The organism is Lacrimispora sp. 38-1, from assembly GCF_049890855.1.
Taxonomy (GTDB): domain Bacteria; phylum Bacillota; class Clostridia; order Lachnospirales; family Lachnospiraceae; genus Lacrimispora.
The window spans coordinates 262,199-287,912 of sequence record NZ_JBANEW010000027.1 but is presented as its reverse complement, the minus strand read 5'-3'; the positions used below and the strand labels follow the sequence as shown (position 1 = coordinate 287,912).

At 44.6% G+C, this 25,714-nt stretch carries 23 protein-coding genes; 3 read left to right on the top strand and 20 right to left on the bottom strand.

Translation table 11 applies throughout. The features are described from left to right. Positions 1 to 34 precede the first annotated feature (34 nt). The gene (locus tag V7D18_RS06550; protein ID WP_426152617.1) at positions 35 to 1,384 is read right to left on the bottom strand and encodes an APC family permease; all 1,350 of its coding nucleotides are present in this window, start codon (positions 1,382 to 1,384) and stop codon (positions 35 to 37) included. A gap of 27 nt (positions 1,385 to 1,411) precedes the next feature. Then, positions 1,412 to 2,608: a mandelate racemase/muconate lactonizing enzyme family protein gene (locus V7D18_RS06545; RefSeq protein WP_426152615.1), complete on the bottom strand. Its 1,197-nt coding sequence runs from the start codon at positions 2,606 to 2,608 to the stop codon at positions 1,412 to 1,414. A 243-nt stretch (positions 2,609 to 2,851) separates the two neighbouring features. Between V7D18_RS06545 and V7D18_RS06540 the strand changes: the two genes are divergently transcribed. Beyond that, entirely contained in the window at positions 2,852 to 3,598 is a 747-nt protein-coding gene (locus V7D18_RS06540; RefSeq protein WP_426152613.1) for a FadR/GntR family transcriptional regulator, read from the top strand. A 104-nt stretch (positions 3,599 to 3,702) separates the two neighbouring features. Beyond that, the gene (locus tag V7D18_RS06535) at positions 3,703 to 5,130 is read left to right on the top strand and encodes an amino acid permease (RefSeq protein ID WP_426152611.1); all 1,428 of its coding nucleotides are present in this window, start codon (positions 3,703 to 3,705) and stop codon (positions 5,128 to 5,130) included. 76 nt (positions 5,131 to 5,206) lie between these two features. Here the strand turns inward: V7D18_RS06535 and V7D18_RS06530 are convergent, their stop codons facing one another. Together V7D18_RS06530 and V7D18_RS06525 are read right to left on the bottom strand one after the other, a co-directional pair. Next, a complete protein-coding gene (locus tag V7D18_RS06530; RefSeq protein WP_426152609.1) occupies positions 5,207 to 6,058 on the bottom strand; it encodes a bifunctional 5,10-methylenetetrahydrofolate dehydrogenase/5,10-methenyltetrahydrofolate cyclohydrolase in 852 nt (283 codons plus the stop codon). A gap of 22 nt (positions 6,059 to 6,080) precedes the next feature. Further along, positions 6,081 to 6,707 carry a cyclodeaminase/cyclohydrolase family protein gene (locus V7D18_RS06525; protein WP_426152607.1) on the bottom strand — a complete coding sequence of 209 codons (627 nt, stop codon included), beginning with the start codon at positions 6,705 to 6,707 and terminating at the stop codon, positions 6,081 to 6,083. A 183-nt stretch (positions 6,708 to 6,890) separates the two neighbouring features. Between V7D18_RS06525 and V7D18_RS06520 the strand changes: the two genes are divergently transcribed. Next, a complete protein-coding gene (locus V7D18_RS06520) occupies positions 6,891 to 8,525 on the top strand; it encodes a PucR family transcriptional regulator (protein ID WP_426152605.1) in 1,635 nt (544 codons plus the stop codon). Positions 8,526 to 8,528: 3 nt separating this feature from the next. On the opposite strand, the gene V7D18_RS06515 is transcribed toward V7D18_RS06520, so the two are convergent. The 16 genes from V7D18_RS06515 to argC form a co-directional block, all read right to left on the bottom strand. Next, positions 8,529 to 9,488 carry a DUF1177 domain-containing protein gene (locus tag V7D18_RS06515; protein ID WP_426152604.1) on the bottom strand — a complete coding sequence of 320 codons (960 nt, stop codon included), beginning with the start codon at positions 9,486 to 9,488 and terminating at the stop codon, positions 8,529 to 8,531. A gap of 19 nt (positions 9,489 to 9,507) precedes the next feature. Next, positions 9,508 to 10,761 carry a M20 family metallopeptidase gene (locus tag V7D18_RS06510; RefSeq protein ID WP_426152602.1) on the bottom strand — a complete coding sequence of 418 codons (1,254 nt, stop codon included), beginning with the start codon at positions 10,759 to 10,761 and terminating at the stop codon, positions 9,508 to 9,510. Between the two features lies 1 nt (position 10,762). Continuing rightward, positions 10,763 to 11,767, bottom strand: coding sequence for an ABC transporter ATP-binding protein (locus V7D18_RS06505; protein WP_426152600.1), 1,005 nt, complete (start codon positions 11,765 to 11,767; stop codon positions 10,763 to 10,765). Next, complete coding sequence (locus V7D18_RS06500) at positions 11,764 to 12,774, bottom strand: ABC transporter ATP-binding protein (RefSeq protein ID WP_426152598.1); 1,011 nt, start codon at positions 12,772 to 12,774, stop codon at positions 11,764 to 11,766. The genes V7D18_RS06505 and V7D18_RS06500 overlap by 4 nt, the downstream gene beginning before the upstream one ends. Further along, positions 12,767 to 13,948, bottom strand: a complete 1,182-nt coding sequence (locus tag V7D18_RS06495) for a M20 family metallopeptidase (protein ID WP_426152596.1) — start codon at positions 13,946 to 13,948, stop codon at positions 12,767 to 12,769. Before V7D18_RS06495 ends, V7D18_RS06500 begins: the two co-directional genes overlap by 8 nt. Before the next feature lie 14 nt (positions 13,949 to 13,962). Then, entirely contained in the window at positions 13,963 to 14,859 is an 897-nt protein-coding gene (locus V7D18_RS06490; RefSeq protein ID WP_426152594.1) for an ABC transporter permease, read from the bottom strand. Beyond that, the gene (locus V7D18_RS06485; protein WP_426152592.1) at positions 14,860 to 15,813 is read right to left on the bottom strand and encodes an ABC transporter permease; all 954 of its coding nucleotides are present in this window, start codon (positions 15,811 to 15,813) and stop codon (positions 14,860 to 14,862) included. 64 nt (positions 15,814 to 15,877) lie between these two features. Continuing rightward, positions 15,878 to 17,509, bottom strand: a complete 1,632-nt coding sequence (locus V7D18_RS06480) for an ABC transporter substrate-binding protein (RefSeq protein ID WP_426152590.1) — start codon at positions 17,507 to 17,509, stop codon at positions 15,878 to 15,880. A 102-nt stretch (positions 17,510 to 17,611) separates the two neighbouring features. Further along, positions 17,612 to 18,781, bottom strand: coding sequence for a M20 metallopeptidase family protein (locus tag V7D18_RS06475; protein ID WP_426152588.1), 1,170 nt, complete (start codon positions 18,779 to 18,781; stop codon positions 17,612 to 17,614). A gap of 139 nt (positions 18,782 to 18,920) precedes the next feature. Continuing rightward, positions 18,921 to 19,592 carry an AroM family protein gene (locus V7D18_RS06470; protein WP_426152586.1) on the bottom strand — a complete coding sequence of 224 codons (672 nt, stop codon included), beginning with the start codon at positions 19,590 to 19,592 and terminating at the stop codon, positions 18,921 to 18,923. A gap of 81 nt (positions 19,593 to 19,673) precedes the next feature. Continuing rightward, a complete protein-coding gene (locus tag V7D18_RS06465) occupies positions 19,674 to 20,606 on the bottom strand; it encodes an HD domain-containing protein (RefSeq protein WP_426152584.1) in 933 nt (310 codons plus the stop codon). Between the two features lie 140 nt (positions 20,607 to 20,746). Beyond that, entirely contained in the window at positions 20,747 to 21,943 is a 1,197-nt protein-coding gene (locus V7D18_RS06460; protein WP_426152649.1) for an aspartate aminotransferase family protein, read from the bottom strand. Next, the gene (gene argB / locus V7D18_RS06455) at positions 21,936 to 22,832 is read right to left on the bottom strand and encodes an acetylglutamate kinase (protein WP_426152582.1); all 897 of its coding nucleotides are present in this window, start codon (positions 22,830 to 22,832) and stop codon (positions 21,936 to 21,938) included. Before argB ends, V7D18_RS06460 begins: the two co-directional genes overlap by 8 nt. A 39-nt stretch (positions 22,833 to 22,871) precedes the next feature. After that, positions 22,872 to 24,098, bottom strand: a complete 1,227-nt coding sequence (argJ, locus tag V7D18_RS06450; RefSeq protein ID WP_426152580.1) for a bifunctional glutamate N-acetyltransferase/amino-acid acetyltransferase ArgJ — start codon at positions 24,096 to 24,098, stop codon at positions 22,872 to 22,874. A 41-nt stretch (positions 24,099 to 24,139) separates the two neighbouring features. Further along, the gene (locus V7D18_RS06445) at positions 24,140 to 24,586 is read right to left on the bottom strand and encodes a GNAT family N-acetyltransferase (RefSeq protein ID WP_426152579.1); all 447 of its coding nucleotides are present in this window, start codon (positions 24,584 to 24,586) and stop codon (positions 24,140 to 24,142) included. Between the two features lie 37 nt (positions 24,587 to 24,623). Beyond that, positions 24,624 to 25,664, bottom strand: a complete 1,041-nt coding sequence (gene argC / locus V7D18_RS06440) for an N-acetyl-gamma-glutamyl-phosphate reductase (RefSeq protein ID WP_426152577.1) — start codon at positions 25,662 to 25,664, stop codon at positions 24,624 to 24,626. Positions 25,665 to 25,714 lie beyond the last annotated feature (50 nt).

The window sequence follows — 25,714 nt, the reverse complement described above, 5'->3', positions numbered from 1 at the left end:
ATCTTCCTTTCTATTCTTTTTAAAGACCGCTGTTTTATCCTAATTCTATCATTCCTTCCGTATCCACATGAGTCTTCCCTGATCTGTGGCGAACAATGGCATATGTAAAGCAAATAATTAAAGCCGCAATATTAAACACTGCAAGCGCTGGCGTTAACGATCTCATGGAATTCCAGCCAATTGCCGCCTGTACGATAAATGCAACTGCAAGAATGAAATAATACAATGGATTACTCATATGCATTCTGGCCTTCGCCCATTTAACCGGCATCTTTTGCGGAACCCTGGTAAGGGAATAAAATAGCAGGAAATTATAAACAGAAGTAATTAACATCATGTTGTTAACAATGGTTTTTACTGAAAATCCCAGCAATACCGGGATCAGCCCCACTATCAGCTGAATGGTCAGAACTACATAAGCCCCTCCTTTACGGTTTACCGCGCCCAGCTTATCAGGAAACCAGCCATCCTTTGATGCTTTTAAAAAAGGACCGCACATTGCACCATAGCTGGAATTCATGGTTGTTAAAAGTGCCATGATGGGACCTCCAAACATAAACACGTAGAATAATGTTTTTGGAAGAATCTCTCCTGCAGCCAAAGTAAGAGGCTGGCCGGCAACGGTTTCAATTGGCAGTACTACAGAATCAATCAATGCAGCTCCGCAGTATACCACAAGCAGCACAGGCACAACAGCCAGCATGGATAAAGGCATATTCCGTGTTGCATTCTTTGTCTGAGCACCGTAATTCACATTATATTTATATCCCTGACAGGAGTAAACCAACAGCATAACGGCTGCCCAGAAGCCTTTGCTGCCTCCTTTAAAAAACTCACTGCCTGCAAAATCAAAGGCTGGTGTGAAATCTCCCTTTCGTGCACCTGCAAAGATAAACAGGAGAAGAGATCCGACTAAAATTGCACTCATAATTTTCTGGGCTCTCGCCATGTTTGCAACACCCATCATATTAATGAAATAGAAAAACACAAGGAAGAAGATCCCCACAATCATTCCGTTTGCATCAGGAAACATGGAATTTACATACCAGCCAAGAGCTGTGGCAAACAGTGACATTCCCAGAGTCTGTAATGAAAATCCTACAATATACATCCCGCCAGCCTTCTGCCCCCCAAGCATAGTGATGATGGAATAATCTCCTCCGGAATACTTTGTAACAGATGAAAAAATAATAATCGGCAGATTCGTAATTGCCCCGAGGCAAACCGCCACAAAATAAGCCAGCCATGCCGAATAACCGGTAAGGCCTATGGCTGGTCCGATGAGGGTAATAACCCCGGCACCGATTACCTGGCCAATTCCAATCGCCCACAATTCCGTAAACCCAAGAACACCCTCTTCTTTCTTAACTTCGTCTTTGCCCATAATAAAATACCTCCTCCAAAAAAAACACTACATGGACCAGAATAACTTATCTCCCTCTATTGATACCTTTTCCCCATTGATAACAAAATCAGAAAGCTCATTGCCAAGACCTGGAAGGTCCGGAACCTTAAATTTACCGTTTACTGGCTGATAATCGTATTTACACAGCTTTTTATTAAAATCGCAGAGATTTACAATATGATGTTCATGAATAACGAAATTTGGAATTACGCATTCTATCTGAAGTGCCGCTGCTGTGCTTATGGGACTGCCGCAGGCGTGAATCTGAACCGCTATATCGTAGGTATAAGCCATATCTGCAATTTTCTTTACTTCTGTGATTCCTCCGCATGTTCCAAGATCCGGCTGAATCACCTGTAAGGAAGCATTCTCAAAATATTTTGCATACTGCCATCTGGTATAGATTCTTTCCCCGCTGGCAATAGGGAAATTCAAACTGCCTGATATATACTTAGCTGTAACAGGATCCGGAGTATTAGGCTCTTCATAATAGAATATATTGTACTTTTCAATTGCTCTGCCAAGCTGGACTGATGACTGCGCATCCAAAAATGAATGATTTTCAATAATTAAATCCACCTTTGGACCGATTGCATTACGGACTGCTTCCACCCTTCCTGCTATGATGTTAAGCCTCTCCGGAGGCAAAAGTGTGGTACGTTCCGTATCGCTGTAGCTTGAGCCATCCTCCTTGTAGGTAAAAAAATCGATCTTAATACAGTCATATCCCTCAGAAACCGCTTTTTTTGCATACTTTACGTAATCCTCTGTTGTATAAGCAGCTTCCATGGAAGGCTGCCAGCCAAACTGCAGCTGGCTGGCATAGGTTCTGAGATCATCCTGCCTTTTTCCTCCCAGCAGCTTATAAACCGGCACACCAAAGAATTTGCCGCGTATATCCCATAAGGCTAAATCAATGGCACTCATTCCTGCAGTGAAGACGCACCCGCCATTCTGTCCCCAGAACGTCTGCTTATAAAGCTTATTCCAGATCACTTCATTATCAAGTGGATCCATGCCGATGATCAGTCTGGATAAATCCTGTACCATACCAAAAGCGCCTGTAGATCCGATCCCGTAGGCCATGGCAGCCTCTCCATCCCCGTAAATTCCTTCATCCGTATAAATCCGGCATAGTACCGGCTTCCACATTGGGTTCTCCGGATTGTTAATCTGAAATACATCAACCTTTGTAATTTTCATCTTATAACCTCCTTGTTTATCTGTTCACTTGTTCGCTAAGTTAATCGTACATCAACTTTTAATCACTGTCAATAATTTGTTTATTTTTTATGTTATATACAAATTTATATATTTTTTATTGTGCATTTTTAATAATCATCCATCTTTTTCATCCTTCTCTAAATTAGTAAATATGAAAAAGGAATTGCAATATAGATTTTTTTATGTCAAAATAGGTACAACTAATAAAAGTGAGTGAAAAAAATGAATGATAAAAAATCAATGAAAATTACACACATTTCCGCTGTTGAGCAGGTATGTGAAAGCCTGAAGCAATCCATTCTCGCTGAAGAATGGCAAATCGGTGAGAAACTTCCGTCAGAAAGCAGCTTGGCAGAGCTTTATGGCGTGAACCGCCTTACTGTGCGTATGGCACTTCAGAAACTTAATACTTTAGGTGTTGTGGAAACTAAGGTGGGAGAAGGGACCTATGTAAAAAAATTCTCCCTTGGAGATATTTTTTATGATATTTCAGATTTCTTTTCTTCTAAAAAACCAATTGACGAAATTTATTCACTGCGTATGCTGATTGAAGTGGAATGCTGCAGACTGGCTATGATCCATGCTACCGATCATGAGCTGGAGAATTTAAAAAAACAGCTGGACCGGTATCTGACGGCCAGGAAAGAATGCCAGGAAAAAGGAACTGATGAATCCATACAGGCATTGGTAGAGGAAGACCTTATTTTCCACTACCATATTTTCCGGATCAGCCACAACACTGTTTATGCTGATTTGTTTTTACTGATTAAAAACATAATCCGCCAGTATTTGCTTGAAATTATACCCAGGAAAAATAATCTCTGGCTTGAAAAGAAATACAACGAAGACCCGGACAAACATGTTATTATCTACAATGCTCTGCTGGAAAAAGATCTGGCTGCATGTAAACAGGCTTATAACGAGGCTCTCTCCCTCAATTTGATGAAGGAGGATGAGATAGATTCCTGAAAAAATGAATGAAATGCCCCTGATTTTTCTTTATGTTCTTGTATTTCGAATAAGTTTCACAATAACAGAAATAATAAGACAAAAAGCAAAAAGCGAGGCGTCCTATGAAACAGAAAACAAATGGCCTGACTGCAGGCCACTTAACAATGATGGCGTTGGGAACCGTGATCGGCGGTTCCTTTTTCCTCGGGTCATCCGTTGCCATACAGGCCGCTGGTCCCGGGATTATACTTTCCTATCTTATATGCGGAGTCATGGTCTATTTCATCCTGTTTGCCCTCTCTGAAATGACGGTTTCAAATCCTGCTTCCAGCTCCTTCCGGTCATTTGCCGCAGAATATCTAAATCGTGGTACCGGGTTTGTTGTGGGCTGGGTTTATTGGACCGGCATGGTAATCGCCATGTCAAGTGAGGCAACAGCCGTCTCTATGCTGTTTCGTACCTGGTTTCCTACTGTTTCCATACCGGTTCTTGGAACAATTTTAATTCTGGGAGTGACTCTTATCAATCTTCTGGGAGCCAGTAAGCTCAGCAGTCTGGAAAGTATCCTTGCTGCAGTGAAGATCGTTGCGATCCTGGGATTTATTCTGTTCGGTGCTCTGGTCATATTCGGCGTGGTTCCTGGTTATCAGCCCATGGGACTTCGGGTTATAAGATCTGAACCATTCCTCCCCGGCGGCATTAAAAGCCTGGCAGGCAGCATGCTGATTGTCCTTTTCACCTATGCAGGCTTTGAGATAATCGGACTTGCAGCCAGTGAAACACAAAACAAGGAAAAAAATATCCCACGGGCCATTCATATGACCGTAGGATGGCTGGTGACACTTTATATTCTCTGCATTTCAGTTCTTCTGCTTCTGGTACCCACCTCATCCTTAAGCAAAGATGTGAGCCCCATGGTCACGGCATTAAACCGTTATAAGATGACCTGGGCCGGCACAGCCATGACAGTCATATTAATCAGTGCCATATTATCAACTATGGTAGCTGCCATGTTTGGAATCGGCAGAATGCTCCGTTCATTGGTTGAGGACGGCCTTGGACCCGGTTTTCTAAGGGACAGAACCGACGTTCCTTACCGCGGTATCCTTTTCTCCGGCTGCTCCATGCTGCTGTTTCTTTATTTTGGACTAATTTTTCCTGAAGTTTATTTATTCCTGATCAGTTCCGGAGGATTTGCTCTTCTTTTCACTTATATTATACTCATGGCAACTCATATCCGTTTCCGGAAAAAGAACGGGAAACCGGAAGGAAACTGCAGGCTGTGCGGTTTCCCATACAGTTCCTTATTCACCCTGGCAGGTCTCCTCATTGCCGTGTTCAGTATGCCGTTTATTGAAGGACAGACGATTGGATTTTTTACAGGTATGGCTCTGGTAGCCTTTTTCTCAGCCTGTTATCCGCTGGTTCGTGCCTCAGCAAAACGAAAGACTGACAATCCTAAACGAATTCAGGAAGAAACTGCACAGCGCCGCCGCTTATTAACGGAATTTTCGGAAGAAATTCATCATTCGGATATTCCAAAAAAATAAAACGATTAAATATTAAAAAGCGTCAGGAACCGGCTTAATTCGCCCTGTTTCTGACGCTTTTACTATTCTGTCTGATTTACTTTCTGCTGCCTCTGTGCTTTCTGGCTGCCGTTACCAGGTGCTTTGCGAGAACTGCTGTTGTTACGGCTCCCACACCTCCCGGTACCGGAGTTGCCATGGAAGCAACACCGTTCAATGATTCAAAATCCACATCTCCGCAGAGATTTCCATCCTGATCCACATTAATTCCCACGTCAATCACAACTGCATCCGCCCCAACATAAGAGGAATTTATCATCTTTGCCTGTCCTGCAGCAGCAATCAAAATTTCTGCATCCCGGCATGTTTTCTGAATTTCCCTGGTGCGTGTGTGACAGATAGTAACCGTTGCGTTCTCTTTTAGTAAGAGCATGGAAAGAGGACGGCCCACTACCATGCTTCTTCCAATAACAGCCACCCTCTTTCCGGACAGGGAGATGTCATTGGCCTTTAACACCTCAATAACCGCTTCTGCCGTACAGGGCGCAAACCCCTCATTCTCTCCCGCAAAAACCCGGGCTATATTCTCAGGTGAAATTCCATCTAAATCCTTACCAGGGCTGATCATATGCTCGATATCACGTTCATTGATCTGACTGGGCAGCGGACGCAGGAGGAGAATTCCGTCTATGTCCGGATTTTCATTGATCTTTTTAAATTCCGCCTGAAAGGCATCATTTGAAATATCTGCAGGAAAGGAAAAGCTTTCTGCCTGAAGTCCGAAGTTTTCCATTTTCTTTAATGCACCACGCTCATATGCCATGTCATCAGGCCGTTCTCCCACCCTTACAATTGCTAACTTCGGTGCTGCTCCCGGAAACTCATGTAAAAGCTCCGTTACCTCTTCTCTGATTTTGGCAGACACAGCTGCTCCTTTTAATGTTATCACGATATCTTAAACTCCTTTATCTTTACTTTAACGCAGCCTCCACGTCAGCATAGATCTCATCAGAAAGCCTGATTCCAGTCTCCGCAAGCGCTTTTGCCTCCTGGTCCAGCTGTCTGGCGGTTTCTCTCTGCTTCATGAATTTTGTATTAATGGAAACATTCATCTTTGCTCCTAAAAGTGCTGACTTAAGAAATGAAACACCCACACCCACGTCACTGACAGCCAGCCTGCTGCCCTTATGTGCCAGAATATCCATGACTGCGATTGCTTCCAGCGCCTGTTCCATAACAGCTTTGGGAACAAGGCTGGCAGCAAGGAGATGAGTTTCTAAAACTTCTTCCTTATGTTTTTTTTCCTCTTCCGTTGTGGAAGGTAGACCATAGGCCGCTGCCAGAGGCGCAAATACTCTCGCATCCTCATCAGCCAGTCTTAAAAATTCTTTTTTTATTTCCTCCAGCTTTATAAGAAGACGCTGCATCTCTTCTTCCACATCCGCATACTTCTTTTTTCCCAGAGTCAGATTTATTACCATCTCACCTAATGCCACGCCCTGGGCACCTCCAAGAGCTGCCGCACCACCGCCTCCCGGTGTGGGCTTTTTGGAGGACAGCTCTTCCAGAAACGCGGAAACTGTAAGATCCTTTATCATTTATATGTTCCTCTCTTTCCGGCATTATTTTTTACCATTATATCGGCCTTACACAAAAAACACAAGGCTCTTTTTCGACATTTCTTTACAATATAACCTTGTAATAAGGGAGAATCGATGTTATCATTGTCGTTAATAAAAAACGGAATGAAACCTTTTGATACTCTATGAAAGGAGAATTAAATGACGTATCCGCCCTTGACTCTCGGATGGTTTCTATATGAAACTCCAATTGATAACCTTGAATTTATCGGCAGGGAAGAAGATCTTCAAAAGCCGATTACCGGAATCAGTGTTCTTGATAATCCCGATGGTGTAAGATGGATTAAGAAACATGAGATTATTCTGACAACCGGATATATATTCTATAATGATGCCGAACTGCAAAAGCAGGTCATTGCCGATCTCCATGCCATTGAATGCACTGCGTTCTGTATAAAAGTAAAACGCTTCTTTGACAAAATTCCGGACTCCCTGATCAAAGAGGCTGAAAAATATGGGGTTCCGCTGGTCTCCGTACCTTTTTATCATGTCTACTCCAATATCATCAGCGTAATTAATCAGAACCTGATTGACCAGAAGATTTCCCTGCAGCAGTTTATCCTCAGGGAAACGGAAAAATTTCACCAGCTCTATTTTAATAAAGAAGGAATTATGAGAATGCTGGAAGAAATATCCCGTTATACCAATTCCATTGTTATGATCACCACTATTTCCGATTTTCCGCTATATTATTATATTCCCCCCAGACAGCAGGAGGAATTCAACAAAATTAATAAGCTTCATGCCCAGCCTCTCCAGACAGCGGCGCAGCAGGACACAGAAAAAGATCCTCCCGGAAACAGAACGTTTTATTTCAATAATACGCTCCTCGGCTTTCAGACCTTTCTGCTTCCTGATAACAGGCATTATTTGTGCATTGATCATACAAAAACAAAGATTGATGAGACAACCGCCGTTATTTTAAAGCAGATCTTTTCGGTAATCGCTCTGGAGCTGTCTTCCATGCAGGTTCAAAACAGAACTTTTTCACAGAAAAATTATTTTGATTCTTTTTTCTATATGCTTACAGATAAGAAAAAAAAATCCGCGGAAGAGATTCAGCTGATCTGCGATTCCTACTCGTTTCCTTATCAGTTAAAAAGAATCTGCGTTACATTTGAATGTCTGGATAAAGAAAGCAGAATGTTTCGGAGTCTGTACAATGGGATCAATCATGAAATGATCCGCCTTGATTATAAATACTTTTTGTGTAACCATGATAACCGTATTGTTATATTTTTCCTGTATTCAAAACAGGTTCCTGATGGTAAGGCACTTTTTCTTGTTAATCAGGCGGTTTCCCAGCTAATGGAAGCACTGAGCGACTATCACTCCTTTTTCAGACTTGGAATCAGCCGGTGCCATGTATCCTGTTCATCCATTGCAAAAGCATACGAAGAAAGCCTGCAGACCTTACATCTGCAGACTCAGTTTGCGGAAGCCTCTCTGGTTAACTCATACTCTGCGCAGTACGCCTACCATGTTCTGACGCAGTTAAGTACTTATGAAATAAATAAAATTTACACGGACACGGTAAAAGAGCTTGTGTCCTATGACCAGGAAAACAAAAGCGAGCTTCTTTTGACGCTGAAAACATATCTGGAAAGCTCCATGAATTTAACTGATACAGCCCAGAAATTATTTATACACAGAAATACTCTGACCTCACGGCTTACGCTGGTTAAAAAGCTGCTTTACTGCGAGATATCGGCAGTCGAGGATATCCTGCGCCTCTACCTTGGGATCTGTGCCTGGGAACTGATTCAGAATATGTAGCATTTATGCATCATCGTCGCACTCATTTCCTGTTCCCAGAGTCTGGAAGTGCTCCATATTGCCGTAGAGATACTGAATTCGCTCATATTCTGCTTCATCGTAGAAGCTGCACTCTCCACGGCCGTAGGCTTTGGCTACCTCCAGCATAAATCTGGCGGTTTCTTCACAGTCTGTGATATGTGTGGCTCCGGTTGCACAGCCTGCCACAGGAGCTTCCGTAGTGACAGCAACTCCGATTACCGGTGCTTTCGTGGCAGTTGCAGGCTGAAGAATGCTGTTTAAATGATAAAGGCCGTTTCCATAGGGAGTGATGTCCTGCTGGGAAAGGGCATATACAAAAGGCTGCTTTCCGGTGGTCATCTGCATCAGGTCCAGAATGCTCTCTGAAACCTTCAGAATATACCCTTCCTTTACCGTTGGTGAAATGGCGAAGCCTCTGGTGTTGATGATCCGGTTCCCTTTTGTGGTATCCACGGATAATATGGCATCCAGTTCATCTGTCACCTCTTCCCGGTTTACCTGCGCCATATTGACAGGGGAATCCATAAAGGGCACCGGCTGGTGCTCTCTGGTGGGTGCATCGGGACAGACATGAGTGGAGATAAATACATCTCCCTCCAGATAATCTCCTTTGTTTTGCATGTCCAGAATTTTTGCTGCAAGAGAGATTGCAACCAAAGCTCCGTCTCCATCTGATACAAAACCGATCCTCTCAGGCCTGGCTCCCAGACCGCCAAGCCTTCCAAGCAATCCGATGGTTGGAGCGTTCATGCCTTTGCTTTTCCCTTTTGTTCCCGGAATTCTCACTTTTACCATGTCGGTTTTTCCTTTTGGTCCCTCCAGGGTATAAACTTCAACATCAGCGTCGCTGCGGATGCCTTTTAAATATTGTTCCACCTGTTTTCCGCTGGCATAGCTGCTGTCAAGCAGATCATATACCTCGATCAATTGTTTCATCAGCATGATAAATCCTCCATGTTCTTTACTTAATCTCCATTAAATCACAAATAGCTGCCACATAGATTTTAGCTGCTGTGACCACATCCTCGATCTGCACTGTTTCGTTATAAGAATGAATCCCCACTGTATTAGAGGGACCAAACTGAATGGTGGGGATACCAAGTTTACGGTAATCCCTGGCATCACTGGAAGCCCACTGGTATGCAGGAATCACTTCTTTTTCAAGAAGCAGCTCTGCATTTTCTTTAAATGCCAGCACAATGGGAGCCTCATGGTCTGTGAAATTGGCATCACTCTTATATTGGAGCTCGTACTCCACACCCTCCACTCCGCTGATTTCAAGAATCTGTTTTAAGGTTTCATCAATTTCTTCTTTACACACGCCGATGGGAAGCCTGACATCGACCGTCGCTTCGCAATAGTCGGGAACCATATTATGCCTGGTTCCTCCCTGGATCAGCCCTACATTGGTGCTGACATGGTCAATGACTTTTCCAAGTCCCGGAATATGATTCTCTCTTTCTGCAAGCAGCTTGGAATCCATCAGCGGCTTTTCCTGACGTTCTGTAAAATGCCCTTCTATTTGAGAAAGCAGGCAAACGTTGGAAAGAACTTTCGAAAGTTTTAAAATGGCATTTTCTCCTTTAAAATCCCCAAGACTTCCATGTGCGGATTTTCCATACGATTTTATTTTCAAAAGCAGGCCGCCCTTCTGCCCGATTTCTATGGTATTCATGGAAGTCGGCTCAGCCACCAGGCACGCATCAGCATGCTCTCCATAACCGTTGGCACAAAGCCACTGGGTTCCGAACTGACCGCCGCTTTCTTCATCAGAAACAATATGAAGACGGATATTGCCATTTAAGGGAACCTGCTTCCTGGCAAAAAGGGAAAGAGCAAATAAAACTCCTGCCACTCCTGCCTTCATATCCGAGGTCCCTCTCCCCAGTATCTGGGTGTCTGTTATCTCACCGGAAAAAGGATCAAAATCCCACTGGTTTAAATCCCCGGCAGGTACTACATCCACATGTCCATTTATAATCAGGGAAAAACCCATGTCTTTTCCGTAGCCCGCCACTACACAGGGATAATCCGGATTGCAGCCAGTTTCCTTATATTCAATACCGGCATCTTTTAAGTATGTTTCCACAAAATCAACCACATCTCTCTGTGTGCCGGTTGGATTTTCACTTTTTATCTGAATCAGCTGTGATACCAGCGTAATCAGTTCCTCACGATGATCATCTACATACTGTACCAGCTCTTTTTTTGTCATCTCAATTTCCTCCCTGTGCTTTCCTGTTTTCATACAAAAAGCAGGCTACCTGATGTCCTTCTTCTCCGTACTGCAAAAGCGCCGGAACTTCTTTTTTACAGCGTTCCATACACTGAGGGCACCGTCCGGCAAGAGGACAGCCTTCCCGGTCTCCAATGGGGCTTGATATCTCTCCCTCCAGTGTGATCCTCTCCTTATTCTCATCCGGACTTTCCGGGGGAATGGCGGATAAAAGGGCCTTTGTATAGGGATGAAGCGGATTTTTATAAATATCTCCTCCATTGCACAGTTCTACAATCTGTCCCAGATACATGATTGCAATCCGGTCACTGACATATTTTACCACACTTAAATCATGGGAAATAAAGACATAGGTAAGATGATATTTCTTCTGCAGGCCTTTCAGTAAATTGATTACCTGTGCCTGAATGGAAACGTCAAGCGCCGATACAGGCTCGTCACAGACAACCACCTTAGGCTGAATGGAGATGGCCCTTGCCACATTTAAGCGCTGCCTCTGTCCCCCTGAAAACTCATGGGGATACCGGTTCATGTGCTGAACATCCAGACCTACCTGATGAAACAGTTCTAAAACTCTTTTCTCCAGTTCTTCCCGTCCCTTTACCGTTTTATGGACAATCATAGGCTCTGAGACAGAGTCGGCCGCTGTATGTCTGGGATCCAGGGATGAATATGGGTCCTGGAAAACCATCTGAATGTTTTTACACAACTTAAACCGTTCCCTGGAAGATAATTTTAAAATGCTCTTTCCTTCAAACAGAATATCTCCCCCGGTGGGTTTATGAAGTCCAACAAGACATCTTCCCAGAGTGGACTTCCCGCAGCCGGATTCACCGATAATTCCCAGGACCTCTCCTTCTCTGATATCCAGACTGATGTCTTTTAATGCATGAAGAACCGATTTTTTCCCTCCCAGGCCTTTGCCTTTTACCTCAAAATCCTTAGACAGATTTTTTATCTGCAAAATGATTGAATTTTCATTCATCTCTTATCCACACCTCCCCGTACAAGACCGCCTTCCTCACACTGCCTGTGGCAGGCGACAAAATGTCCCGGTTCCAGTTCTTTTAATTCCGGTACCACACTTTTGCAGATCTCACTTGCATAGGGGCACCGATTGGAGAAATTACAGCAGGTTCCTGTGAGTCTTAAATCAGGAGGTGTTCCCTGAATGGTGGACAATTCTTCTTCTGATTCACTGCCAAGCCTTGGCATGGAATCCAGAAGCCCCCATGTGTAAGGGTGCAGAGGATTATGATACAGGTTGCTGCACGTGGTGTATTCCACTGTTTTTCCAGCATACATCACCATGACGCTGTCACACATTTTCCAGACAACTCCCAGATTGTGGGTAATTAAAAGTATGGCTGTCTGATAAGTCTTACGCATCTCTTTTAACAGTTCCAGCACCTGGGCCTGAATGGTTACGTCAAGGGCAGTGGTCGGTTCATCTGCAATAATCATCTTAGGACTGCTTAAGATGGACATGGCAATGATCACACGCTGGCACATACCGCCTGACAGTTCATAAGGATAGGAATCCATGCGCCGTCTGGCATCCGTTATACCAACCTTCATCAAGGCCTCTTCTGCCATACGAAAGGCCGACTGTCTGCTTACCTTCTGCTGGGTACGGATCAATTCTGTCATCTGATGTCCGACTTTAAATACAGGCGATAAGGAAGTCATGGGATTCTGAAAAATCATGGAAACATCCCTTCCCCGGAAAGACAGAAGCTCTTTTTTATTAAGGGCCAGGACGTCTGTACCGTCAAAATCAATGCTGCCGCTTACAATTTTTCCGGTCCCGGCAGGTAAAAGACGGATAATGGATGAAGAAGTGACACTTTTTCCAGACCCTGATTCGCCCACAATCCCCATGATCTCTCCGCGGTTAATCTGAAAACTCACTCCGTCTACCGCCTTGCTCACACCGCCTGACGTATAAAAATAGGTTTTTAAATCTTTTACAGTTAATAATGCTTCACTCACAGCAGCCCCTCCTTTCTTCAAAGCTTCTCTTCACCTTCTCCATCTCCTCAGGAGATGACAGAAGATCCAGTGCTGTAAGAGCCAGTGCCTTCGCCCCTGTTAATACAGCCCTTTTTCCAGCCTCACTCCGGCATGCCTCTTCAAACTCTCTGGTATGCCCCCTTAACTCCGGCACCACCTTTACGTATGACTGAAGTGCAGGTATTACGTGAGTGATGTTTCCCACATCTGTGCAGCCGATTCCCAGTTCTTTTCTTCTTGGCATTACCACTTCTCCAAGTTCCGTAAAGTTCTTTTCAAGCAGTGCTTCCAATCCGGGATTGTTACGGATATCTTCATATGTATATCCCGCCTGCTCATACTGAAAGGTTGTCCTTGTCATCCGGGCAATGGATTCTCCGGCTTCCAGAAATTCCTTTAAAATTTTTTCTTTGAATCTCTGATCAAAGGACCTGACCGTAAACTTTGCCTGAGTGACTTCCGGTATGGTGACTGGTTCCCTGCCGCCGTCTGTTATTACTCCGAGAATCGTGCCCCTGCCATTCCATGACAGCCTCTGGCCGTTTATATACTGAAACAGCAAAAGCAAAGGTTCCAGTGCGCTGACGCCTTCCTCCGGCCAGGTTGCTCCATGCGCCTTTTTTCCATGATAGGTGACAATCATATCGGTTACCGAATAGGAGATATCATTGACTACGGTTTCATTTGCGGAGTGTATAATCATGGCTGCGTCCAGCTCCTTAAATGCCCCTCGCTCAAGCATGATCACTTTTCCGCCTCCGCCTTCTTCCGCGGGAGTTCCGTAAACCGATATGGTTCCGCCTGACTGGTCAATGACTGACTTTACCCCTGCACCTGCTCCCACAGACATGGCTGCCATAAGATTGTGCCCGCAGGAATGCCCCATGCCGGGGACAGCATCATACTCAGCAAGGAACCCGATATGAGGCCCCGGCTTCCCGCTGTCATAACGCCCGCAAAATGCCGTATCAAGACCGCAGATTCCCCGTTCCACTTCAAAACCAAAGGTTTCAAGCAGTCCGCTCACCGCTTTGCTTGAGACATATTCATTGAAATTATATTCCGGATTGTCCCACAAAAAGAGAGCCAGTTCCCATAGCTGATCCGATTTTTCCTCAATCGCCTGTTTGGCAATTGCTTTTAACTTGTTCATATCCATACGTTTCCCTACTTTTTCATCTTAGGATCCAGCACATCCCGGATCCCGTCGCCAAGAAGATTAAAACCAATTACCGTTATCAGGATAAATGCCCCTGATACGGCCGCAATATGAGGCGCCGTATTCAGTGAATTTCTCCCTGCTCTTAGAATACTTCCCCAGGAAGCCGTAGGCAGATCGATTCCAAGTCCCAGAAAACTTAACGCAGATTCAGAAATAATGGCACTGGCTATATTTAAAGTCGCATAGACGATCACTTCCGAAACGGTATTGGGAAGGATATGGTGGAACAGCATACGGAAATGGGATATTCCGATTACTCTTCCTGCATTGCAGTACTCTTCCCGCTTCACCACCAGCACCTGTCCTCTTACCACTCTGGCAAATCTTGGAATCTCTGCTATGCCAATGGCAAGAATAACATTGATCATTCCGGACCCCAGTACAGTCATAAGCACAATGGAAAGCAGGATAAAGGGAAATGCCAGAACTCCATCCATAATCCGCATCACAACTGCATCCACAATTCCACCCATATATCCGGCCAGAAGTCCCAAAAGGACACCGGCAATGCCTCCCACTATGGTAGCTCCCGCAGCAACTAAGAGAGAAACTCTGGCTCCGTAGCAGACTCTTGTAAATAAATCTCTTCCAAACTCATCGGTCCCGAATATATGGCCCTTTTCGAAAAAAGTAAGGTAGGCATCAATCGGGTGAATTTCATTTGGCTTTCCGTCAGTTATAAATGGGGCAAACACTGCAATGGCAATCATAAAGCAAACAGCCGCAAGTCCCAGTACTGCTGTCTTATTCCGTTTCAGTTTATTCCATGCATTATTTGCTTTTCTCTCTCTTCTTAGAACCTCTTCCTGAGACTGCTGGTCCAGCAAAATCACCTTTGCCATTTAAAAACCTCCTTCATAGCTGACATTGGGATTGATTATCATATATACCACATCCACAAGCATGTTAATTAATACAAATGCCAGTGCAATCACCAGGACAGCTCCCTGTATCAGGACATAGTCTCTGTTGTCAATTGCCCCTACAATCAGGGTTCCCATGCCTGGCCAGGCAAAAATGGTTTCTGTGAGAATAGCACCTGCAAAACAGCCTGCCAGCTGCAGGCCCAAAACTGTAATTACGGGCGGTAGCGCACTTTTTAATGCATATTTCCAGATCACAACCGATTCCCTGATTCCCCTCGCTCTGAGAGCGCGAATGGAATCGCCATGAATGGATTCCAGAATGCTTGAACGGGTAATACGGGAAAATGTCGCAGTCGGGATGGTTGCCAGACAAAAACAGGGCAGTACCATATGGCGGATCACATCTCCGATTCCTGCAGAAATGCTTCCCATCCCAAGTACAGGCAGCCAGCCTAAATGAACGCTGAAAACCAGCACCAGCATCAGACCCAGCCAGAAAATCGGCATGGAAACCCCCACCAGTGCCAGTACCATGAACAGATAATCAAATAAAGTTCCCTGCCGGACTGCCGAAGTCACACCAATTAACAGACCTGCAATCAGAGCAATGAATACTGACGGCAATGCCAGAAGCAGAGTATTGGGAATTCTTTTTGCAATCAGCCCGAGAACCGGCTGATTGTAAGAATAGGAGACCCCGAAGTCTCCCTTTGCAATCTGGATCATATAGTCTTTATACTGGCTGACAAGAGGCTGATTAAGACCCATGGTCTCACGCATTTTCTGTACATCCTCCACGGAAGCCTGAGGTCCTAAAACCGCTCTTGCCGGGTCACCGGGAATCATTCTGGTAAGGATAAAAGTCAGTGTGACGACCACAAAGAGAGATGGAATGATCTGCAGACATCTGATTAATATTGTTTTTAACATAGATCTCCTCTCGTGTTTTTGAAACAGGGGATATTGCTTATGCAATATCCCTCATTCCTGTTTCTTACTTTGATAACCATACATTGATATCAGGTGTACAGATTTTAACCTTTCCGTCTGCTCTCTGAGTGAGACCCTGAACATTGGAGCTTACGCCCCAGTTTACATTTTCATTGGCATAAAAGATTCCCGGATACTGTTTTACAATAACAGCAAGGGCTTTTTTGTACAGTTCTGCACGTTTAGCCTGATCTGTTGTAAGAAGGGCATCATCCAAATACTGATCTACTTCTTTATTTTCAAATCCCTGGCCATTTCCAAGAGAACCGATGGAACTGGAGTGGAACAGCTTGTTTAAGAAGAAGTAAGGATCCGGATACCAGGTCCAGGACATTGCAAAGACATCAGCTTTGCCGGATGCTGCGATTTCACTGAAGGTTCCCCATTCACTTGTGTTTATGTTCACGTTAATGTTTAAATTCTGCTTTAAATAAGCCTGGAACAGTGTTGCCATTTTTATTCTTGCTTCTGTGTTGGAGATGTAGATATTTAAATCAAAACCATCTGGATATCCTGCCTCTGCCAAAAGCTTCTTTGCTCCTTCCGGATCATAGGCCGGCTTTTCTGACTCAAGACTGGAATCATATCCCCAGGAACCAGGAGGCAGCGGAAGGCTAGCTGGTTTTGCCTCATTATACTGATATACTCCGGCAGTCAGCTCATCCACATTGACCGCTTTGATAATTGCTTCTCTGACTTTGATATCAGCAGTAGGACCGCTCTTCTGGTTGAAATAAATGTATGCAACATGAAGTCCCGGTGTCTCCATCAGTTCCACTGACTGGTCTTCTCTTGCAATCTTGACTGCTTCTCCGCTTAAGCTGGTAGCCAGGTTGATTTCTCCGGTCCTCAGCGCGTTAACTGCCTGATTTCCGTCACTCACCGGCTTAAATGTAACCCCATCCAGATAAGGTTTTGCAGCCCAGTATTTGTCGTTTCGTTTTAATACAGCCTGCTGGTCCAGTTCAAAGGACTCCAGGGCAAAGGGGCCGGTTCCTACAAGGTGAGTGCCGAAATCATCTCCCCAGCCTTCCACTTCTTCTTTTGGAACAATTACATTTCCTGCATCAGTCAGTGCTGTTAAGAATACAGCATTGGGTTCTGCCAGATAACATACCAGTTCTGTTTCACTGACTGCCTCACAATGATCAAGCATGTCCAGACGGTTCATGGCAGAAAGCTGACGGGAACGTTCCAGAGAATACTTCACATCCTCTGCTGTCATCTTTCTTCCTTCCTGAAATTTGCCAGGCTGGAAATAAACATCATCCCGAAGTGTAAAGGTATAAGCCAGTCCATCGTCACTGACCTTCCACGATTTTGCCAGACCAGGCTGGATTTCGGTCAGTTCTGTGTTGTACTCCACCAGGGTATCACAGACAGTTCCGATGATCTGGGATTCGTAAGTTCCCGTATACTTAACGGGATCCAGATTCTTAGGGGAGGATGAAAGGGAGATGGTTAAAACGCCTCCGGATACCGGTTCCCCAGGTGTCTTCTCCTCTTTTGCCGTCTCCTGTGCTGTGCTGGCCTGCTCAGTCGCTGCTGCTGTCGAGGCTGGTTTATCAGAGCCGCATGCACTTAAGACAGCAGTAGCTGCCAAGGCGGCGATTGCTGCTAAGATTCTCTTTTTCATAATTCTTCCTCTTTTCTTTATATTTTAATAAAACGACAGCCAAAGAAGACATAGTCGCCTTTAACTATCGTTTATTATGCCAGTATAAAATGAATTCTTGTCTTACGAATGTTCTCTCAGCCACTCCATGGCAGTTCCCGCATAGATGGCTGCCATCTTATGTAAACTTTCTTCATCAAATGTAACTCTCGGATCATGGACACCGTAGGGATACCCTTCCTCTTCTGATCCGGTTCCTACCCAATAGAGCACCGAGGGAACCAGCTGGGATATGACAGAAAAATCCTCTGAGCCAGTCATCCGGGGAAGCTCGTAACAGGTGCCATCTCCCAATATTCGGTCAATATATTCCCTGGTATCCTGTAAAAGAATGGTATCATTTCTCATGGGTGGAACACCCTCGTGGAGAAACTCAACCGCCGCTTCAGCCCGGAATACGGCTGCAGTCTGCTTCGCAATCTGAACCAGGCGCTCCTTTGCAAAACTTCTTACTTCCGGATTCATGGTCCGGATCGTTCCCTTCATCACGACTGTCTCAGGAAATATATTGGAAGCAGTTCCCCCATGTATCTCACAGATGCTGAGCACCAGCATCTCGTCGGGGTGAACCTCTCTGCTGTTTACCGCCTGCAGCGCCATATGTATATGTACTGCTGTGTTGATTGGATCCACGCAGTTGTGAGGTGCGGCTCCGTGACCGCCCTTTCCTTTCACCGTTATGGCAAATACATCACTGGAAGCACACGCATTAGTCCAGGAATACCCCACAGTTCCAGCTTTTCCATGTACTACATGAAGAGCCATGGCTGCATCTGCGCGGGGATTTTCAAGTACCCCTGCCCTTACCATGTCAAGAGCACCTGCCACGCCTTCTTCACAGGGCTGAAACATCAGTTTTACAGTTCCCTGTAATTCTTCTTCTCTTTCTTTTAAGATCCTGGCTGCCACAAGCAGGGCACTGGTATGGATATCATGCCCGCAGGCGTGCATACAATCGTTCTCAGACGCAAACTCCAGACCGGTCTCTTCTTTCATCGGAAGGGCATCCATATCTGCCCGGAGTAAAAAAGTCCTGCCAGGTTTTCCTGCGGTTACGGTGATCCCGGCTTTTCCGCAGCGAACCGGCTCATACCCCATTGAAATCAGCTCTTTTTCAACAAGCGCTATTGTTTTTGGAAGTTCAAAACCAAGCTCAGGATTCTTATGAATCTGTCGTCTTATGGCAATGCCATATGACTCCAGTTCCTTTGCTCTGAATAAGATATCACTCATGATAAGAATCCCCCTGACTTATATTTATAAAATTATTATGAATATACTATCAGGAGGATTCCTGTTTGTAAATAGCTTTGTGCACAGTCATTTCGGGACAAATTAAGCAGTATGCACAGGAATCAGGAGATTATATGACTTACCGGTCTGTTAATTCCGAAATCATGCGTGCAAGCAGTGTTCTGGGCAGAATCACCGGTTTCTTCGTTTCTCCCGCAAATATCTTTTTCATTTCCTGGCTGTATCCAATGCAGTCCAGTACGATAACATCTCCTTTTAATCCTTTCACCTTCCCTGCCGCTTCTAAAATCTCCTCCCAGTCCCCGTATGGGGAGGCAGAAATAACTATCACATCCGTTACAATCTGTGACCATTTGTCCAGACTTTGTTTTAACTGCTGAGGGGATGGTGTTACTACAATGATGGATGAATTGGGTGAAAAAAGAGGAACCATTCTGTCCAGAAGATCACAGGGATAGATCAGGGGGACGGAAGATTTCAGTGTATCGGGAAATTTACCTGTACAAAACATCATGATAAGTTCCGCTCCCTCTGCCTCCAGTTCATAAATCGCTGTCTGAATCCGTGGAAGAATAAAGCGCTCTGCAAACGTTACGGAAGAACCATCATTTAATCTGGATACCAGCACGTAATCGCCTTCCTCCGGTTTAAATCTGCCGATTTCTTCCTTTGTCAGCCCGTCTAATCCTCCTTTTTCGCAGAGTTCTGCATTCCCGTCAAAAATACCCATAATATCAGCTGTAACATCTGTTCTCGGACTCTGGCCCACTGTAATCGCACCAATTTTCATCTTGTTTCTCCTCTCGTCAAAAAGCATGTTCTATACATTTTAGTTGAATTAATATACACTCTTTTTAATTTAAAGATTTTATCAGCCCTCATCCATTCTGTCAACTGAAAGAAACTTTATGGAACGTTCCTCAAGTTCCGAGCGAAGTCTGAAATCGGCACATTTTGATGCAATGGGGGAAAACAGCCGCAACGTATCTTCTGCCCTCCTTTTCCATGTTGCCGGATCCACATACTCAATTGTTCTCATGTTATGAAGACGGTCTGAAAGTGCTACCATAACGCCCCGGTCATCAAGACTTTCATGGGTGCGCTCAAATTCTTCGTAAGATAAAAGAATCTCACCTATTGCAGGACCGGCCTCCTGCAAGATTTTTTTCTTATATTCTTCCCGCCACACATCATGGAGAAGACCGGCACAAACGGTAGTTTCATCGTTCCCCATGTCAGCCAGGATAATAGCCACATTTAACGGGTGGGTGATATATTCTTCCCCTGATTTTCTTTTCTCTCCCTCATGTAATGTCTTTGCCAGTTCGTAAATCATTCTTACTTTCTCATCATCATACTCAGTTTTATTTTCTTTTAATGTAAGGCACAGAATCTGCCATAGTTTCTCCAGTTTTTCATATAACCGCGTTGTTTTTATATATGCTTCCATCAATTGTCTGTCTCCTTTCACAGAGGCATCACGAACATAGAAAGCCCGAAGCAAAACAGGAGAATATCCAAACACAGAGGTGAAGGATTTGGTAAATCCGCTGTGAGTTTCCCATCCGTAGTCCAGAGCTGCATCAAGAATCCGCCTTCCTTTTGCAATCTCCTTTGCAGCTGTTAAAAGCTTTCTCTGCTTTACATATTCCATAGGAGAAATCCCGAATTTCCGCTTAAAACACCTGGTAAAATACCCGGGAGAATACCCCGCCCAGGCAGACAGCTGCAGGATGGTCAGTTCCTCTTTTATGTGCTCATCGATTAAAACGGCAGTCATGGAAATTCTGTCATCGGCTTCCATTTTCGTCTGCCTCCTTTCTTTTTTTCCACGTGGTAGCTCCATTATAGCGGAAAAGATAGAAAACTGCTGTTCCAAAAATGATTTCTTTATTTCCAATAAAAAAAGAGCATCCGATTTATACAACCGGACACTCCGCATTATTATTTTTGCTGATCCAGCACCGCAGACAGTTTTTCCACCATCTCGTCCACATGCTCTTTTTCAATTACCAAAGGGGGAACAAACCGAATCACATTGGTGCCTGCACTGATTATAACCAGCTTCTGCTCAGTCAAAGCCTGGCTGATAACAGGCGAAACCGGAACTGAAAATTCCAGTCCCTGAATAAGACCCAGCCCCCTTCTTGCCGTAATAATCTCATACTTATCTTTCAACTTTTCCAGCTTCTTCGTCAGGTAATCCCCAATTTCCTTTACATGATTTACAATTTCCCGCTTCTCAAACAGTTCTAAAACCTTGTATGCTGCAGCAGTAACAAACGGATTTCCTCCATAAGTAGTGCCATGGTCACCAGGTACCATAGCCGTAGCCGCTTTCCCGGCTGCAAGGAATGCCCCGATGGGAACTCCGTTTCCCAGCGCTTTTGCAACCGTCATCACATCGGGTTTCACGCCATACTGCTGCCAGGCAAACATGGAGCCTGTTCGCCCCATTCCGCACTGGATTTCATCAAGGATTAACAGAATGTCATTTTTATCACAAAGCTCTCTTACTCCGGATAAAAACTCCTTGGTTGCAGGGTAAATCCCCCCTTCTCCCTGAACGGTTTCCATAATAATGGCACAGGTTTTTTCATTTATAAGAGCCTTGACACTATCCAAATCATTAAAATCAGCAAACTTAATTCCGGGAATTAAGGGTTTAAACGGCTCCTGATAATGGTCATTCCCGGTTACGGAAAGTGCGCCCAGGCTTCTTCCGTGGAACGAGTGGTTCATGGCGATGATTTCATGGTCATGACCGCCGTCTTTATTATATGCATATCTTCTTGCAATTTTTAAAGCTCCCTCAATGGCTTCCGTTCCGCTGTTGGTGAAAAACACTTTATCCATCTGGGATGCCTTCAAAAGCAGTTCTGCCGCCTCTACAGACGGGACATTATAATAGAGATTTGAAATGTGAAGCAGCTTATCTGCCTGGGCCTTTACTGCCTCATTAAATTCCGCATCATTATAGCCAAGGCCATTTACTGCGATTCCGGCAAAAAAATCCAGGTATTCATTTCCGTCCGTATCATAAAGCCGTACTCCGTCTCCATGGTCAAAGACAACCGGAAAACGGTTATAGGTCTTATAAATCTCTGATTCCGCCTTATCGATATATTCCTGTTTATTCAGCATGATAAAAACGCTCCTCTCCCGGGCTCACGATTGCAGTTCCGATTCCTTTATTGGTGAAAATTTCAAGCAGAAGACAATGGGGAATCCTTCCGTCCATAATATGTACCCTGGACACCCCGTGGTTCATGGCATCGATGCAGTTTTGAAGTTTGGGAAGCATTCCGCCTCCAAGAGTTCCTCCGCTTACGAACTTCTGGGCCTCTTCAATGGACATTTCAGAGATTAAAGAATCCTTATCCTGAAAGTCCCGGTAAACGCCCTCCACATCCGTCAAAAAAGCCAGTTTTTCTGCCTCCATGGCTGTAGCAATGGCACATGCGGCATCATCCGCATTAATATTGTAGGTCTTAAAGTCCTCATCAAAGCCTACCGGACAGATAATCGGAAGAAAATCCTTTTCCAGAAGATCGTTGATGATCTGGGTATCAACCTCTGTGATATCGCCTACAAAACCGATGTCTTCTCCGTCTGAATAACGTTTCCGGCATTTTAACATCATGCCGTCTTTTCCGCTGATTCCCACAGCCTTAACCCCCAGCTCATTCACGAGCTGAACCAGACTTTTGTTCACCCGGTTTAATACCATCTCTGCAATCTCCATGGTTGGCTCATCCGTAACCCTTAAACCATTGACAAAATGAGGCTCCATACCGGTTTTCTCCACCCACCTGCTGATCTCTTTTCCGCCGCCGTGGACGATAATGGGCTTGAACCCTACCAGTTTTAAAAGTACCACATCCTGGATTACCTGTTTTTTCAGTTCTTCATCTACCATTGCGCTGCCGCCGTATTTTACCACGATAGTTTTACGGTTAAACCTCTGTATATAAGGAAGTGCCTCAATTAACACTTCGGCTTTCTGCATAATGCTCTGATCCAGCTCCATTTACTTTTTCCTCTCCTTCTTACGGTCTGCTTTCAATGCTTAAGAACGGTAATCTGCGTTGATTTTTACATAGTCAAAAGTCAGATCACAGCCCCATGCAGTTGCAGAGGCATTTCCCATCTTGATGTCAGCAATGGCTGTCACTTCCGGCTCCGATAATATCTTAGTCGCCTCTTCCTCACTGTAGGGGAGTGCCACACCATTTTCAATGATCTGAAGCTTTCCTGCTGCACTTTCAAAATACAGATCCACTTTTTCCGGATCAAAGGAAGCTCCGGAATACCCCATGGCGCAGAGAATACGTCCCCAGTTGGCATCGTGACCAAATATGGCCGCTTTTGTCAGGCTGGAGGTGATGACTGATTTTGATAATGTCACAGCCTGTGCCTTTGTTTCTGCGCCGATTATTTTTACCTCAAATAATGCAGTACAGCCTTCTCCATCCCCTGCCATCTTCTTTGCCAGAGTTTCATTGATAAAATTAAGTGCTTTTATAAATAACTGATAATCCTCATTTTTTTCCGTAATTTCTTTGTTTCCAGCCATACCGTTTGCCAGAAGAAGAACGGTGTCGTTGGTAGAGGTATCTCCGTCAACGGATATCATGTTGTACGTATCTTTGATATCTTCCCTTAACGCTTCCTGCAAAAGCTCCTTTGAGATTGCAGCATCTGTGGTAACAAAGCTTAACATGGTGCACATGTCAGGGTGGATCATTCCGGAGCCCTTGCACATGCCTCCGATGGTGATGGTTGCTCCCCCTGCCTCAAACTGAACTGCCACTTCCTTTTTTACAGTATCGGTAGTCATAATGGCCTGTGCTGCTGCAGTTCCGCTCTCTTCACTCCCCTCCAGTATAGCAGACATTGCTTTCACTCCCGCCGTGATGCGGTCAATTGGAAGCTGCATTCCGATTACTCCGGTGGAAGCCACAAGTACTGAATCTTCCGGTATGGAAAGGCACTCAGAAGCGGCCTTTGCCGTCTGACTGCAGTAGGAGAATCCTTCTTCACCGGTACATGCATTGGCAATTCCTGCATTTACCACAACTGCCTGGGCAAAGGGAGAACTGGTCACAATCTCCTTATCCCATTTGACAGGGGCTGCTTTTACAATGTTTGTAGTAAAGGTACCTGCTGCCTTGCATGGAACCTCACTGTAAATCATCGCCATATCGTTCCGGTTGTTCTTATATTTAATGCCTGCTGCCGTTGATGCAGCTTTAAATCCCTTCGCTGCTGTTACTCCTCCGCTTATCTGCTTCATAATTATTTCCTCCCTGTCTCCGGTAATGGTATCCTCTTCTGTCAGCTTACAAAATCAGTGCGGTTTTCCTCACTGATGGTCAAATCATAGTAATTTAAATCATCACGGAATGTGAACTTTTCTTTCCTCCAGAAATTATTTCCCAAAAGGTTGGCACGAAAGGCAATCAGATTGACTTTATTGATTCCCTCTTTTCTCAGTCGGCTGGCAGCTTCCAGAACCATCTCATGACCGACTCCATGCTTTCTGTATTCCTCTGCCACGCACACATGGTATAACGTTCCCCTGCGCCCGTCATGACCGCATAAGATCGTACCAATAACCGTACCGTTATCTTCTGCAACCACGCTCAAGTCCGGATTTCTAAGAAGAAACCGGTTGATTCCTTCTTCCGAATCATCAACAGCCCGGATACCAAATCCTTTAATTCCGGACCAAAGTGCATATACCTGGCTATAATCTTCTATTGTCATTGATCGTATTATCATTATTTTTTCCTTTTTCATTACGCTTTCATTCAATCAGCTACGGAAACATGGGAATCAGCTTGAGTCCTTTGTTTTCCTCCAGTCCGAAAAGAATATTCATGTTCTGCACTGCCTGCCCGGCGGCCCCTTTTACCAGATTATCCATGGCTCCCATCATCACGATCCGTCTGGTTCTTGGATCAATTTTAAAATTCACATCAACAAAGTTGCTGCCTTCCACCCATTTTGTCTGAGGTGTCACATCTTTCTCCAGCACCCGGACAAAAAATTCTTTGCCATAGTACTTATCATAAACGGATTTTACTTCTTCATAGGAAACCTGCCGGGTTAACGATGCATAGGCAGTTATGAGAATGCCTCTGTTCATGGGAACCAGATGTGGTGTGAAACTGATGGTTACCGGTTTTCCTGCCCCGTAGGAAAGCTGTTCTTCAATCTCAGGAGTGTGTCTGTGAACACCCACCCCGTAAGCTTTGATGTTCTCATTCACTTCACAGTAAAGATTGTCAGTCTTCGCTCCTCTTCCGGCTCCTGAAGTTCCCGATTTTGCATCGATGATAATTGTATCAGGATCAATCAGACCTTCTTTTACCAGCGGATAAACAGAGAGTTCCGAACAGGTGGGATAACAGCCCGGATTTGCTATCAGCCTTGCATTTTTAATCTTTTCCCTGTTGATTTCCGGAAGTCCGTACACCGCTTCCTTTATATATTGAGGAGATTTATGCTGGATCTGATACCACTCTTCATAGATTTTCACATCCTGAATCCGGAAGTCCGCACTTAAATCAATGACTTTGGTCTGTGATAAAATGTGATCATTTAAAGCAGATGCCAGAAAGCCCTGGGGTGTTGCTGTAAAAATCACATCCACCTTCTCTGCTAAAGCTTCTATATTATCATCCATGCAGGAATCGCTGACGATTTCAAACATATTCTGATAAATAGAAGCGTATTTCTGGTCAACATAGCTTTTCGATCCGTACCATTTAATCTCCACGTCATCTCTCTGGAGTAAAAGTCTTGCCAGCTCACCGCCTGCATATCCGGTTGATCCTATAATTCCTGCTTTAATCATAGTCATCGCTCCTTACCATTCTCTATTTTGTATCGGCCATCCGCTCTTCA

Excerpts from the sequence above, each read along its gene's own strand:
- V7D18_RS06550 (WP_426152617.1), bottom strand. The coding sequence starts at position 1,384 with ATGGGCAAAGACGAAGTTAAGAAAGAAGAGGGTGTTCTTGGGTTTACG.
- V7D18_RS06545 (WP_426152615.1), bottom strand. The coding sequence starts at position 2,608 with ATGAAAATTACAAAGGTTGATGTATTTCAGATTAACAATCCGGAGAAC.
- V7D18_RS06540 (WP_426152613.1), top strand. The coding sequence starts at position 2,852 with ATGAATGATAAAAAATCAATGAAAATTACACACATTTCCGCTGTTGAG.
- V7D18_RS06535 (WP_426152611.1), top strand. The coding sequence starts at position 3,703 with ATGAAACAGAAAACAAATGGCCTGACTGCAGGCCACTTAACAATGATG.
- V7D18_RS06525 (WP_426152607.1), bottom strand. The coding sequence starts at position 6,707 with ATGATAAAGGATCTTACAGTTTCCGCGTTTCTGGAAGAGCTGTCCTCC.
- V7D18_RS06520 (WP_426152605.1), top strand. The coding sequence starts at position 6,891 with ATGACGTATCCGCCCTTGACTCTCGGATGGTTTCTATATGAAACTCCA.
- V7D18_RS06515 (WP_426152604.1), bottom strand. The coding sequence starts at position 9,488 with ATGCTGATGAAACAATTGATCGAGGTATATGATCTGCTTGACAGCAGC.
- V7D18_RS06510 (WP_426152602.1), bottom strand. The coding sequence starts at position 10,761 with ATGACAAAAAAAGAGCTGGTACAGTATGTAGATGATCATCGTGAGGAA.
- V7D18_RS06505 (WP_426152600.1), bottom strand. The coding sequence starts at position 11,767 with ATGAATGAAAATTCAATCATTTTGCAGATAAAAAATCTGTCTAAGGAT.
- V7D18_RS06495 (WP_426152596.1), bottom strand. The coding sequence starts at position 13,948 with ATGAACAAGTTAAAAGCAATTGCCAAACAGGCGATTGAGGAAAAATCG.
- V7D18_RS06490 (WP_426152594.1), bottom strand. The coding sequence starts at position 14,859 with ATGGCAAAGGTGATTTTGCTGGACCAGCAGTCTCAGGAAGAGGTTCTA.
- V7D18_RS06485 (WP_426152592.1), bottom strand. The coding sequence starts at position 15,813 with ATGTTAAAAACAATATTAATCAGATGTCTGCAGATCATTCCATCTCTC.
- V7D18_RS06480 (WP_426152590.1), bottom strand. The coding sequence starts at position 17,509 with ATGAAAAAGAGAATCTTAGCAGCAATCGCCGCCTTGGCAGCTACTGCT.
- V7D18_RS06475 (WP_426152588.1), bottom strand. The coding sequence starts at position 18,781 with ATGAGTGATATCTTATTCAGAGCAAAGGAACTGGAGTCATATGGCATT.
- V7D18_RS06470 (WP_426152586.1), bottom strand. The coding sequence starts at position 19,592 with ATGAAAATTGGTGCGATTACAGTGGGCCAGAGTCCGAGAACAGATGTT.
- V7D18_RS06465 (WP_426152584.1), bottom strand. The coding sequence starts at position 20,606 with ATGGAAGCCGATGACAGAATTTCCATGACTGCCGTTTTAATCGATGAG.
- argB (WP_426152582.1), bottom strand. The coding sequence starts at position 22,832 with ATGGAGCTGGATCAGAGCATTATGCAGAAAGCCGAAGTGTTAATTGAG.
- argJ (WP_426152580.1), bottom strand. The coding sequence starts at position 24,098 with ATGAAGCAGATAAGCGGAGGAGTAACAGCAGCGAAGGGATTTAAAGCT.
- V7D18_RS06445 (WP_426152579.1), bottom strand. The coding sequence starts at position 24,586 with ATGATAATACGATCAATGACAATAGAAGATTATAGCCAGGTATATGCA.
- argC (WP_426152577.1), bottom strand. The coding sequence starts at position 25,664 with ATGATTAAAGCAGGAATTATAGGATCAACCGGATATGCAGGCGGTGAG.